The following is an 11,470-nucleotide window of genomic DNA, read 5'->3' as shown; positions in this document are numbered from 1 at the left end:
CTCGGCGTGCGCCGTTTCCAGCCGGAGCGTGGGGCGCGGGGGAAAGGCAGTCTACTCTGGCGGGCGGCCTTGCCGAAGGCATTTTCGCCATCGCCCGGGCCCGCAGGCCCGGGCGAACGCGTTCAACGCAGCCAGTTGAGGTGCAGGCCCTCGACCTCCGACTGGCCCAGCTCCATGCGGCTGTTCAGCACGCCCTGCCCGCGCAGGGCGTCGCGCCACTCCTGGGCGTGCTTGCCGGACAGCTCGACCCGCACCCCGGTATCCAGGCGCAGGGTCCGCACCAGCAGCTCCAACCAGGAGCCGGCCGGCTCCGCCGGCACATGGCTGAGGGTCAGTTCGCCGTTGGCCTTGAGCAGGCGCAGCAGGGTCGCCGGGCTCGGCAGCAGTTCCGCCAGCGGCGCATCGGCCTTGAGTTCCTCGGCCTGCAGGTAGGCGCGGCGATTGCCACGGGTGATCGAGTAGACCGCCACCAGGCTGTTCTCCTGCGGCGCCGCCAGACGCACCAGCAGGTAGGCCTGCTGCTCGTCCGGGCCGTACAGCTTGGCATTGCCGAACACGGCGTTGGCCAGCAGGCTGCTGGAGCCGCAGTCGCGTCGCTCGCACCAGAACAACGGCGTGGCGTCGGCCTTGAGCAGCGCGGTGCGCGCCGCGGCGAACGCCTCCTGGCTGCTGTGCTCGGGCGGCAAGCGGTAGGTCAGTGCGGTCAGCTCGCCTTCGGCGCGCACCTCGCCCTCCATGCGCAGGCGACCGCTGATGCGACTGATCGCCCCTAGCGGGTAGATCCGTTCCTCACTCGGCGCCTGACGGAAGTCGACGATCTCGGCGCGCGGGAAGCGCGGCAGGATGTCCAGGTCATGGCTGCCGGGAAGGTCGGCGGCCAGCGCCGAAAAGCTGAAAACGCCCAGGGATAGCAACAGGAACCCTCGCATACCGGCCCTCAACGGGTCAGCATCGACTGGGCGGTACGGATGGCGTCGTCGCCCTCCTTCTCCCGCCGCGGCACCAGCAGTCCGCGCTGCACCGCGGGACGCGCCTCGATGGCGGCGATCCAGCGCTGCAGGTTGTCCAGCCCGTCGACGGCGACACCGGACCAGTCGTGGATGCGCACCCAGGGATAGGTGGCGATATCGGCAATGCTGTAGTCGCCGGCGAGGTACTCGGCCTCGCCCAGGCGACCGTCGAGAACTTCGTAGAGGCGCCGGGTCTCATGCTGGTAGCGGTCGATGGCGCCCTGCAACTTCTCCGGGAAATAACGGAAGAACACGTTGGCCTGCCCCTGCATCGGGCCGACCCCGCCCATCTGGAACATCAGCCACTGGATCACCCGCGAGCGGCCCTTGACGTCGGTGGGCATCAGTTGCCCGGTCTTCTCGGCGAGGTAGATGAGGATCGCGCCCGACTCGAAGACGGCGAAGTCGTCGTTGTCGCGGTCGACGATGGCCGGGATGCGGCCGTTGGGATTGATCCTGAGGAATTCCGGAGCCTTCTGCTCCTTCTTGTCGAACGACAGCGCGTGCACCCTGTAGGGCAGGCCCATTTCCTCGAGGGCGATGGAAACCTTGTGGCCGTTCGGCGTGGCGGCGGTGTAGAGATCGATCATGCGGTGACTCTCCGTAACGATCCGTCCAGCCTTACGGCTGGACCCGGAATAGTCAAGGAAACAACGGCAAGCCGGTGTTTCAGCGCGCGAAGAAGGCCGCGAAGACCCTGGCCACCGCCTGCGCCCCGGCCTCATCGTCCAGATGCAGGTGATGCCCGCCCGGCAGGTGGTGCCGCTCGAACGGCAGGGTCTCCAGCAGCGCCCGCATGCGCGGCTCCACCGCCAGCATGCCCTGTTCGGCCAGCACCAGGCTGACCGGGCATTCCACGCTGCGCACGAAGTTCAGCGCGTGGGCCTGGGTCAGGCGCAGCGGCGACGGTAGGGTCAGGCGCGCGTCGGTGCGCCAGGTATAGCCACCGGGCACCGGTTCCAGGCCGCGCTGGGCGAGCAGTTCGGCGGCCTCCCGGGAGATCTCGCCAACCCCGCGCATCCGCGCTTCCACGGCTTTTTCCAGCTCGGCATAGACCGGCTTGCGCTTGTGGCGTAGCGCCAGTTGCGCCTTCAGCGCTTCGCCGAGCTTCTGCGGCGCCTTGTCGGCTTCGCCAGTGTAGGGAATCAGGCCATCGATCAACGCCAGCCGCTCGATGCGCTCGGGCAAGGCCCCGGCGAGCAGCACCGAGACGATGGCGCCCATCGAGTGCCCCAACAGGGAAAAACGCTCCCAGCCCAGTTGCTCGGCCACCATCAGCACGTCCAGCGCGTAGTCCCAGAGCAGGTAGCTGGCGCCCTCGGCACGATGCGCGGAATGCCCGTGGCCGGCGAAGTCGAGGGCGACGATACGCAGCCCGGCGAGCTTCGGCGCCAGGCGCGAGAAGCTCATGGCGTTGTCCAGCCAGCCATGCAGGGCGATCACCGGCTTGCCGTCCGGCGGACCGAACAGATGCGCGGCCAGTTCGATGTGCGGCAGGCTGATGCGTACTTCCTCGACCTGCAGGCTCATGCCGAACGCTCCTCGGTCGCCCGCGACCAGCGATCGAACACGCCTTTCAGCAGTTCGGCGGTTTCCCGCGGGCGCTCCAGCGGGAACATGTGGCCGCCGGGCAGCGACATGAACTCGCCGCGCGGCATCGCCCGGATCAGCCGGGTGTGGTGCGGCAACACCACCTTGCTGTGCCGCCCGCGCACCATCGCCAGCGGCACCTGCAACTGTCGTGGACGCCCTGGGCTGCTGTGCGGCACGCTACGGTAGATGCTGATCTCGGTGGCCGGATCGAAGCGCAGGCGCAGGCCGGAACCGCCGCCGCTGTCGGCCAGCCCGTGGCGTACGTAGGCCTCCAGGCAATCGGGGTCGAAGCGGCGGAACAGCGCCTTGCCGGAGAAGTACGCCCGCGCCTCTTCCAGGTCGGGGAACGCCTCGCGACGCCCCAGGGTGCGCCCGGCCGGAGTGATCCGGTCGATGAAGCCGAAGCGCTTGGCGGCACGGATCACCAGGCGGTCGGCGAGGGTCAGCACCGGCGAATCGAGCATCACCACGCCGCGGTAGAGTTCCGGCCGGCGCAGCGCCGCGTGGTAGTGCAGCACGCCGCCGAGGGAATGGCCGACGCCCCAGACCGGCTGTTCCAGGCTGGCGAGGTGGTGCAGCAGTTCGTCCACCAGGTTGTCCCAGTTGTCGTTCACCGGAAAACGCGGGTCGTGCCCGTGCATTTCCAGGTGATCCACCCGATACTCCGGCGCCAACGCCTCGAACAGCTTGGCGTAGGTAGCCGACGGGAAGCCGTTGGCGTGGGCGAAGAAAACCGATTGCGACATGCGCGACGTCTCGACAGGGCTGATGCCAGGGATTCTCCGGCAGCCTCGCCGAGGCGGCAATGGCTTTGCCGGCTGCCTTGCACGGCGAAGCGGCCAAAACCTCAGGCAGAGCGGACGAGATGCTCGAGGATCGCCGCCGCCACCAGCAGGAACACCACCCCGCAGGCCGCGTCCAGCCAGGGCACCGCGCGCAACAGGCGGGTCTGCAGGGCCGGGCGGGTAAGGGTCAGGCTGAGCAGGCCGAACCAGCAGGCGCCCATGCCGAACAGCAGCGCCGCCACCGCCAGTTTGCCGCCGAGCGACATCTGCGCGGGAATCAGGCTGCCGAGCAAGGCGATGAAGAACACCAGCGCCTTGGGATTGAACAGATTGGTCGCCACTCCGCGCAGCCAGGGCCCCAGGGGCGACGGCGGCAGTGCCCCGTCGAGCCGGCCCGGCTGGCCGTCGCCGCGCCGCAGCCAGGCGCGCAGCGCGCCGACGCCGAGCCAGGCCAGGTACAGCGCGCCGAGCGCCTGCAGGATGGCGAACAGCACAGGCGTACGGCTGAGCAGCAGCGACACGCCGGTCAGCACCAGGGTGGTATGCAGGAGAATCCCGCAGGCCAGCCCCAGCGCGCTGGCCAGGCCGGCCCGCCGCCCCTGGTGCAGGGACGTGCGCACCACCAGGGCGACATCGGGACCGGGGCTGACCAGGGCTATGGCGAACACCGCCGCCAGGGTCAGCAAGACAGACAATTCCTGCATGGCTACTCCACGAAAAAGGGATCGGAAAGGAAAACGCGAATCAGCGCTGGCGCAGGCGCGCCGGCGGTAACCCATAGGTGCGCCGGAACAGACGGCTGAAGTGCGCCTGGTCGTAGAAACCGAACTGCTGGGCCACCTGGCTCAATGGCTGCTCGCCGCGCAGAACCAGCGGCAAGGCGCGCTCCAGGCGCAGTTGGGTCAGCCACTGGTGGGGCGGCAGGCCGCAGTGACGGCGGAAGCGCCGCAGCACCTGCCAGGGGCTCAGGCCGCAGAAGGCGGCCAGTTCCTCCAGGTTCGGCGGGTACTCCAGGCGCGACTCCAGCCAGTCGCGCAGCCGCGTCCAGTCGCGCTGGCCGAAGCCTTCCCGGTCGCCCTCCTCCAGGCGCAGGCTGCTGCCCAGGCTGAGCAGGCAGGCCAGCGCCTGCCAGAGGTGCTCTTCCAGGGCCAGACGGTTCTCCAGCGCCGCCGCTCCGCCGAGCATGCCCAGGTGCAACTGACGCAGGCGCTGCTGCAGACGCTCGTCGCGGACCAGGCTACTGGTCAGACGCGGCGCCCCCCGACGGCCGTCGCTGAAGTCACGGCTGGCGCGCTCCAGCCAGTCGGCATCGAGCGCCAGGACGCGGATACGGTAGCCCTCCTCGCCGGCGCTGCTGCCGTCGTGGATGCTTTCCGGCGCCATCAGCAACGCGTCGCCGGCCCCGGCCAGGCGCCGTTCGCCGCCGGCGGCATAGCGATGCCGGCCCTGCAACAGCAAGCCGATGTGGTACTCCAGGTGGAAGTGCCGGGGAAAGGAAAAGCGGTTGTGCTCGGCGTCTATCAGGCGTACGCCGGGAATCCCGCTGCTGAGATGGGTGATCTGTTCCATCCCGCTACTCTACCGCCCGCGGGACGGAACGATCTTGGACAAAATTGCGGACCGCGCTCAGCCCGCCCTGCCCGCCAATGGCACCACCGCCATGGTCAGGCGGGCGATGCAGCTCGGCTTGCCGTCGTCGCCACTGAGGCGGATGTCCCAGACATGGGTGGTGCGCCCCAGGTGGATCGCCCTGGCCACCGCGGTGACCCGGCCGCTGCGCAGGCCACGCAGGTGGTTGGCGTTCACTTCCAGGCCGACGCAGTAGTACTGGCTGGTATCGACGCACAGGTAGCTGGCCATCGAGCCCAGGCTTTCCGCGAGGACCACCGAGGCGCCGCCATGCAGCAGGCCGAACGGCTGGTGGGTACGCGAGTCGACCGGCATGCTGGCGGTCAGCGACTCGTCGTCGAAGGCTTCGAAGCGGATGCCAAGCAGGTCGCCGATGCTGTTCTTCTGCGAGGCGTTCAGTTGCTCCAGGTCGGGCGTTTGTCGCCAGAGGCTCATGGGAATTCCTTGCGCAAGGGGGAAGCCAAGGGCTTCCCGTCGGTGGGAGTCATTCGTGCCAGAGCACGGCCTCGCGGCGTTCCACCCATTCGTGGAAGCGCGAGCCATAGGCACCTTCCACCATATTGCGCTTGATCTTCAAGGTCGGCGTGAGGAAACCGTTGTCCACCGCCCAGGTTTCCTGCACCAGGACCAGGCCGACCAGGCGCTCGTGCTTGTCGAGCGCACCGTTGACCTGTTCCAGGTGCGCCCGCAGGCTGCTTTCCAGCGCCCCGCGGGTACCGTTGAGGGCCTCCCGGCGACCGACCTCGGAGAGCACGCAGAGCCCCAGCGGCGCGCTGAGGCCCTCGCCGACCACGCAGACCTGCTCGATGCGATCGTGCACCGCCAGGCGGTTCTCGATCGGCGCCGGCGCCACGTACTTGCCCTTGCTGGTCTTGAAGATTTCCTTCATCCGCCCGGTCAGGCGCAGGTTGCCTTCGGCGTCCTGCTCGCCCTTGTCGCCGGTGCGCAGGAAACCATCGGCGGTGAGCACCTCTGCGGTCTTCTCCGGCTCCTTGTAGTAGCCGACCATGGTCGCGCCGCTACGCACCTGCACCTCGCCCTCGTCGCTGATGCGTACCTCGACGCCGGGGCTGTTCTGGCCGATCCAGCCGGTCTTCTGCCTGCCGGGCCGGCAGACGTGGGAGTAACCGCTGTTCTCGGTCATCCCGTAGACCTCGAGCACATCCAGGCCCAGGCGGCGATACCAGAGCAGCAGCGCCTCGGGTACCGGCGCCGCGCCGCAGAGCGCGTAGCGCACCGCGTCCAGGCCTAGCCCGGCGAGCACCTTGCGACCGACGATGCGGCCGAGGATCGGCAGCTTCAGCAGGCGGTCGAGCTTCTGCGCCGGCATCTTCGAATACACCCCCATCTGGAACTTGGTCCAGATGCGCGGCACGCCGAACAGCAGGGTCGGCCGCGCACGCTTCATGTCCTCGACGAAGGTGTCCAGGCTTTCGGCGAAGAACACCGTGGTTCCCCCGTAGAGCGACCCCATCTCGACGAACATCCGCTCCGCCACGTGGCACAGCGGCAGGTAGGAGAGCATCCGGTCGTCTTCGCGGGTGCCGAACAGTTCCACGCCGCGGCTGGCGGCGAAGGCGAAACTGCTGAAGTTGTGCATCACCCCCTTGGGCACGCCGGTGGTTCCGGAGGTGTAGATCAGGGTGGCGAGTTGCTCGGCAGCGGTCGGCGTGTCGCCTTCGAGCGGCGCGCAGGCCTGTAGGTCGCTCCACTGGCGGTCGAAACGCCCTTCCGGGTGCAACGGCATGGCCACGGTCGGTATGCCCTCGGGGACTCCGGGCGCCATCGCCGGCCAGTCGTCGAGCTTGCCGACGAAGACCACCGCCGACTCGGAATGCTCCAGCACCTGGCGCGCCGACTCGGCGGTGAGATTGGGATAGAGGGGGACGGAAACGTGCCCGGCCATCCAGATCGCCAGGTCAATGACGATCCAGTGCGCACAGTTCTTCGAGATGATCGCGATACGGCTGCCGGCGGGGAGATCCAGGCTGCGCAACCAGGCGGCTGCACGCCGCGCCTGGTCGCCCACCTCGCCCCAGCTCAGCTCCTCGACCCGGCCGCCACCGATGGGCTGCACCAGGTAACGCCGTTGCGGATGACGCTTTTCGCGCTCGAAGAAGACTTCGAGCGGCAGACGATTTGCAGTGACCACGTACCGCCTCCGTTGTTGTTGTTCTGGGAGATCGACCAAGCACTTGCTTGGTCGAATATTCCATCACAGCCAACCGCAGGCAAGCCGGGAAATGTTTCGGTTTGTAGTCGTTGTGCCAGGCGCTTCCTAGCCGTGCCGCGGGTGATGCAGCGAGACCAGGGTCATCAGCCCGGCGGCGGCGAAGTCGCCTTCCAGCTCGGCCAGCGAGGCAGTGCTCATCGGCAACGGATCGCGCCGGTTGCCATGCACCAGCAGACCGCCCAGCGCCCCGACCAGGGGCTGGTGGCTGACCAGCAGGAGATTGCGCTCGCTGCGCTCGTCGAGGAAACCGAGCACCTCGCGCGGATCGTCGTCGGGGGTCAACCAGGGCGCGGTGCCGACCGGCTCGACCAGGCCCAGTGCCTCGCGCACCAGCTCGGCGGTCTGCTGGGCGCGCACGTAGGGGCTGGCGAGAATCCCGTCCAGCGGCAACCCGGCCAGCCGCGCGGCGCTCTGCAGCACCTCCTTGCGGCCATGGGCGGTCAGGCGCCGCTCGGAATCCCGGCTGGCGTGCGGTTCGGCCTCGCCGTGGCGCAACAGCCAGAGTTTCACAACTTCGGCTCTTCGTCGCGCGCCGGGTGCGCGGCGGGCGGCACGCTGTGGGCGGCCTCGCCCTTGGCGGCACGGGCGCTCGGCCAGTCGGCGAACGGCCAGGGTTTCTCGTCGCTGTGGAAGGTACCGAAACGGCCGATCTGCGCCAGGTACTGGCTGAGGCTGTCGCCGAAAGCCATCAGGCTGCCGTTCGGTGCGCCGTAGATCAGTCGGTAGACCAGTTGGATCACCACCACCGCCCCGAGGAGCAGTTCGGCGACCTGCCAGACCAGGACGAACAGCAGCATCCAGAGGATGCGGATGGCGATCGATTCGCGTGCTTGCGGGTCTGCGGACATGGCGGTCTCCTCGTCAGAAGCCGGTGGTGGGAATGAAATCGACGTCGGTCTTCGGCTCGCCGCGCATCAGCAGCTGGATGACCTGCGCCAGGGTGCGGCCTTCGAAGAGGATCGCATGGAGACCGGCGACCAGCGGCATGTACACCTGCATCTCGTCGGACTTTTCCTTGAGTACCTTGAGAGTGTTCACACCCTCCGCGGTCTCGCCCATGCGCGATACCGCCTCCTCCAGGCTGAGCCCCTCGCCGAGGGCGTGGCCGACCTGGTAGTTGCGGCTCTTCGGCGAGGAACAGGTGACGATCAGGTCGCCGACGCCGGCGAGGCCGAGAAAGGTCATCGGGTTGGCACCGAGCTTGACGGCGAACCGGGTCATTTCCGCCAGCGCGCGGGTAATCAGCATGCTGCGGGTGTTCTCGCCCATATCCATCGCCGCGGCCAGGCCGGCCATGATCGCGTAGACGTTCTTCAGCGCACCGCCGAGTTCCACTCCGAAGCGGTCGCGGCTGGCGTAGACGCGGAAGGTGCGGCCGTGCAGGGCCGCCTGGACGCGGGCGCACAGCTCGTCGTCCTCGCTGGCGACCACCGTGGCGGTCAGCTCGTGCTCTGCGATCTCGCGCGCCAGGTTCGGGCCGGAAATCACCCCGATGCGGGCTTGCGGGGCGATTTCCTCGAGGATCTCACTCATCAGCTTGAAGGTGTGCGCCTCGATGCCCTTGGTCAGGCTCACCAGCAGCTTGTCCGTCAATGCCGCCTGGTGTGGTTGCAGCACCTTGCGCAGGGCGCTGGAGGGCAATGCGACGAAGATCAGTTGGCAATCGGCCAGGGTGCGCTCCAGGTCGGTGACCGGCTCGACCCCGGGATGCACCTTGACCCCTTTCAGGTAGCGCGGGTTCTCGCGTCGGCTGCGGATCGCCTCGGCCTGCTCCGGGTCGCGCATCCACTGGCGGACCGCCTGGCCGTTCTCGGCCAGCAGGTTGGCGATAGCGGTGCCGAAACTGCCGCCGCCGAGCACGGCAATCGGTTGCTGCTCTGTCATGATTCATCCATTTCTGGCCGCCACGCGGCAATCACGCCATTATACGGTCGGCCAGCCGGCCGACCAGTCTTGACGCCGGCGCTGGCAAAAGCCCGCGCCTCGTTTACCATGCCCGGGCCAGACAATACCTATCGAGAACAAGGTCGTTCCGTGCCCATCGCTTCACGTGCTCCCGCCTCCCTGACCCTGCTGGCCCTGCTGTTCGGCGGCAAGCTCGCGGCCGCCGACCTGTTCAACGATCCCAGCGGCGTTCCCGAAGTATTGACCGCGACACGCCTGAAACAATCCCCGGCGGAAGTTCCCGGCAGCATCAGCGTGCTCGACCGCGAGCTGATCGTCGCCAGCGGCGCCCGCGACATTCCCGAACTGATGCGCCTGGTCCCGGGCATGATGGTCGGCTACCTGTCCGGCAACCAGCCCACGGTCAACTACCACGGCACCAGCATGTCGGGGGCGCGGCGCCTGCAGGTGCTGATCGACGGCCGCTCGGTGTACCGCCCGGGCCTTGCCAGCGTCGACTGGAGCGACCTGCCGCTGGCCCTCGAGGATGTCGAGCGGATCGAAGTGTTCCGTGGGCCGAATACCGTCAGCTACGGCGCCAACGCATTGATGGGGGTGATCAACATCATCACCCGCGCCCCCGGCGAGTCGCCCGGCACGCGCCTGAAGTACACGGCGGGCCAGCGCGGCATCCGCGACTGGTACGCCAGCCAGAGCATCGCCCTGGAAGACAGCGACTTCCGCCTGTCGCTGTCCGGCCAGGAAGACGACGGCTTCGACCGCGACCACGACGGTCACGCCCTGCGCGACGGCCGCCGGCTCAGCCGCTTCAACCTCAACGCCAGCCACAGCCTGGCGCCGAACCAGAGCCTGGAGTGGCAACTGGCGGCCAAGGAAGGCTCGAACCAGCACCCCTACGCCTACCGCTCGCCGTTTCCCCAGGTTCCCGACGACATCGACAACTCCGATACGCTCGCCCACGACTATGCCGGTTCGCTGCGCTGGAACGTCGACCTCGACCCACGCCACAGCTTCTATATACAAGGCTACGCACAGCACTGGGAGCGCCGGCAGGAATGGAACGCCTGCGAGGCGGCCATTGCCTTCAGCCCGCAACTGGCGCAGCTCTGGGAACTGAACCCGGACTACCTGCGCAGGTTCGCCGACGATCCGACCCGGCTGCCGCCCGGCAGCGCCCAGGAGTTGCAACTGGCGACCCAGGTCCTCGACCAGCTACGCAATGGCGGACTGCGTCCGGTCTGCGGACGGGTCGACCGCAACATCCGGGAAAGCCGCTACGACCTGGAGATGCAGGACACCCTCAGCCTGGGCGACAACCTGCGCCTGCTGAACGGCCTGAGCTACCGCTACGACCAGGCAAACTCCGAGACCTTCTACGGCGGCAGGGTCAGCAGCCAGATCTGGCGGCTGTTCAGCCAATTGGAGTGGCATGCCGGCGAACACTGGCTGCTGCAGGGCGGGGGGATGCTCGAAGACGTCGAGGGCTCCGGCAGTTCGTTCAGCCCGCGGCTGGCGGTGAACTACCTGTTCAACCCCCAGCACAGCCTGCGCGCGGTCTATTCGGAGGCAGTGCGGTCACCGGGCATGTACGAAAACGACGTCGACTGGCGCTACCGGGTCCGCCACCTGACACCGACGCCCTATGGGCAGAGCGAAGCCTACTACTTCGCCAGCGCCCACGGCCCCGGCGACCTGGGCAAGGAACACACCCGTTCGCGCGAGATCGGCTACAACGGTTTTTTCCGCGAGACCGGACTGGCCGTGGATGTACGCCTGTTCCACGAGGAAATCACCGGACTGATCAGCGATCCGCTCAGCGTCGTCGACTTCAGTCCGGACAACGGCGATCGCATCCGCTTCTCCGGCGCGGAAGGCCAGCTCGACTGGCGCCTGGGCCTACGCGACCGCCTGCGCGCCACCTACGCCTATCTCGACTACGACGCCACCAGTCGCTACGACCGGCGCCTGACCGCCCGCCACGGCGGCTCGGCCGGCTGGATGCACGACTGGGGCCAAGGCTGGTCCAGCGCCCTCTTCTATTATGGCGACGACTCGCTCAATGGACATCGTTTCGAACGCGTCGACCTGCGCCTGGCCAAGCGCATTCCCCTGGGCAAGGCCGCCCTGGAACTGGCCGGCGTGCTCCAGCAGCGTCTCGACGACGAACCGCTGACGTTTCCCGACAACCGCTACGACAGCCGCCACCTGCTCTACTTCAGCGCCGAGGTGACGTTCTAGATGCGTCGCTTGCGCCCCGCCCGCCGGGCTTTCCAGGCGCTGCTCGCGCTCGTCTTCTGCTGTCTCCCGCATGTCGG

At 68.0% G+C, this 11,470-nt stretch carries 12 protein-coding genes; 1 reads left to right on the top strand and 11 read right to left on the bottom strand.

All coding sequences use genetic code 11. The features are described from left to right. Window positions 1–122 precede the first annotated feature (122 nt). The 11 genes from JHD77_RS11180 to JHD77_RS11130 all read right to left on the bottom strand — a co-directional run bounded on the left by JHD77_RS11180 (window position 123) and on the right by JHD77_RS11130 (window position 9,134). Window positions 123–929, bottom strand: a complete 807-nt coding sequence (locus JHD77_RS11180; RefSeq protein ID WP_003097863.1) for a DUF4892 domain-containing protein — start codon at window positions 927–929, stop codon at window positions 123–125. 8 nt (window positions 930–937) lie between these two features. After that, window positions 938–1,600, bottom strand: coding sequence for a glutathione S-transferase family protein (locus JHD77_RS11175; protein WP_003114590.1), 663 nt, complete (start codon window positions 1,598–1,600; stop codon window positions 938–940). A gap of 79 nt (window positions 1,601–1,679) precedes the next feature. Then, window positions 1,680–2,540, bottom strand: a complete 861-nt coding sequence (locus tag JHD77_RS11170) for an alpha/beta fold hydrolase (RefSeq protein ID WP_003097867.1) — start codon at window positions 2,538–2,540, stop codon at window positions 1,680–1,682. Then, window positions 2,537–3,349 (bottom strand): alpha/beta fold hydrolase, encoded by an 813-nt coding sequence (locus JHD77_RS11165; RefSeq protein ID WP_003097869.1) that lies wholly within the window; start codon window positions 3,347–3,349, stop codon window positions 2,537–2,539. The genes JHD77_RS11170 and JHD77_RS11165 overlap by 4 nt, the downstream gene beginning before the upstream one ends. 101 nt (window positions 3,350–3,450) lie before the next feature. Continuing rightward, window positions 3,451–4,092, bottom strand: a complete 642-nt coding sequence (locus JHD77_RS11160) for a LysE family translocator (protein WP_003117750.1) — start codon at window positions 4,090–4,092, stop codon at window positions 3,451–3,453. A 40-nt stretch (window positions 4,093–4,132) separates the two neighbouring features. Further along, window positions 4,133–4,957 carry an AraC family transcriptional regulator gene (locus JHD77_RS11155; protein ID WP_003097872.1) on the bottom strand — a complete coding sequence of 275 codons (825 nt, stop codon included), beginning with the start codon at window positions 4,955–4,957 and terminating at the stop codon, window positions 4,133–4,135. Between the two features lie 57 nt (window positions 4,958–5,014). After that, on the bottom strand, window positions 5,015–5,452 hold the full coding sequence (locus tag JHD77_RS11150) for a hotdog fold thioesterase (RefSeq protein WP_003087490.1): 438 nt from the start codon (window positions 5,450–5,452) through the stop codon (window positions 5,015–5,017). A gap of 49 nt (window positions 5,453–5,501) precedes the next feature. Further along, window positions 5,502–7,169 (bottom strand): AMP-binding protein, encoded by a 1,668-nt coding sequence (locus JHD77_RS11145; protein ID WP_003122891.1) that lies wholly within the window; start codon window positions 7,167–7,169, stop codon window positions 5,502–5,504. Between the two features lie 126 nt (window positions 7,170–7,295). Further along, on the bottom strand, window positions 7,296–7,760 hold the full coding sequence (gene sixA, locus JHD77_RS11140; RefSeq protein WP_003117751.1) for a phosphohistidine phosphatase SixA: 465 nt from the start codon (window positions 7,758–7,760) through the stop codon (window positions 7,296–7,298). Further along, on the bottom strand, window positions 7,757–8,098 hold the full coding sequence (locus tag JHD77_RS11135) for a DUF4389 domain-containing protein (protein WP_199506528.1): 342 nt from the start codon (window positions 8,096–8,098) through the stop codon (window positions 7,757–7,759). The genes sixA and JHD77_RS11135 overlap by 4 nt, the downstream gene beginning before the upstream one ends. A gap of 13 nt (window positions 8,099–8,111) precedes the next feature. Further along, window positions 8,112–9,134, bottom strand: a complete 1,023-nt coding sequence (locus JHD77_RS11130; protein ID WP_003097883.1) for an NAD(P)H-dependent glycerol-3-phosphate dehydrogenase — start codon at window positions 9,132–9,134, stop codon at window positions 8,112–8,114. A 150-nt stretch (window positions 9,135–9,284) separates the two neighbouring features. Here JHD77_RS11130 and JHD77_RS11125 point away from each other — a divergent pair, with 150 nt between their 5' ends. Next, complete coding sequence (locus JHD77_RS11125; protein ID WP_016851772.1) at window positions 9,285–11,393, top strand: TonB-dependent receptor plug domain-containing protein; 2,109 nt, start codon at window positions 9,285–9,287, stop codon at window positions 11,391–11,393. The last annotated feature ends 77 nt before the right edge of the window (window positions 11,394–11,470 follow it).

The sequence above is a fragment of the Pseudomonas sp. P20 genome (genome assembly GCF_016463925.1).
Taxonomy (GTDB): domain Bacteria; phylum Pseudomonadota; class Gammaproteobacteria; order Pseudomonadales; family Pseudomonadaceae; genus Pseudomonas; species Pseudomonas aeruginosa.
The sequence above is the reverse complement of the archived record's forward strand: the minus strand, read 5'-3'. Positions and strand labels throughout refer to the sequence as shown.

What these genes read in the sequence shown, in the direction of transcription:
- JHD77_RS11180 (WP_003097863.1), bottom strand. Translation starts at nt 929, where the DNA reads ATGCGAGGGTTCCTGTTGCTATCCCTGGGCGTTTTCAGCTTTTCGGCG.
- JHD77_RS11175 (WP_003114590.1), bottom strand. Translation starts at nt 1,600, where the DNA reads ATGATCGATCTCTACACCGCCGCCACGCCGAACGGCCACAAGGTTTCC.
- JHD77_RS11170 (WP_003097867.1), bottom strand. Translation starts at nt 2,540, where the DNA reads ATGAGCCTGCAGGTCGAGGAAGTACGCATCAGCCTGCCGCACATCGAA.
- JHD77_RS11165 (WP_003097869.1), bottom strand. Translation starts at nt 3,349, where the DNA reads ATGTCGCAATCGGTTTTCTTCGCCCACGCCAACGGCTTCCCGTCGGCT.
- JHD77_RS11160 (WP_003117750.1), bottom strand. Translation starts at nt 4,092, where the DNA reads ATGCAGGAATTGTCTGTCTTGCTGACCCTGGCGGCGGTGTTCGCCATA.
- JHD77_RS11155 (WP_003097872.1), bottom strand. Translation starts at nt 4,957, where the DNA reads ATGGAACAGATCACCCATCTCAGCAGCGGGATTCCCGGCGTACGCCTG.
- JHD77_RS11150 (WP_003087490.1), bottom strand. Translation starts at nt 5,452, where the DNA reads ATGAGCCTCTGGCGACAAACGCCCGACCTGGAGCAACTGAACGCCTCG.
- JHD77_RS11135 (WP_199506528.1), bottom strand. Translation starts at nt 8,098, where the DNA reads ATGTCCGCAGACCCGCAAGCACGCGAATCGATCGCCATCCGCATCCTC.
- JHD77_RS11130 (WP_003097883.1), bottom strand. Translation starts at nt 9,134, where the DNA reads ATGACAGAGCAGCAACCGATTGCCGTGCTCGGCGGCGGCAGTTTCGGC.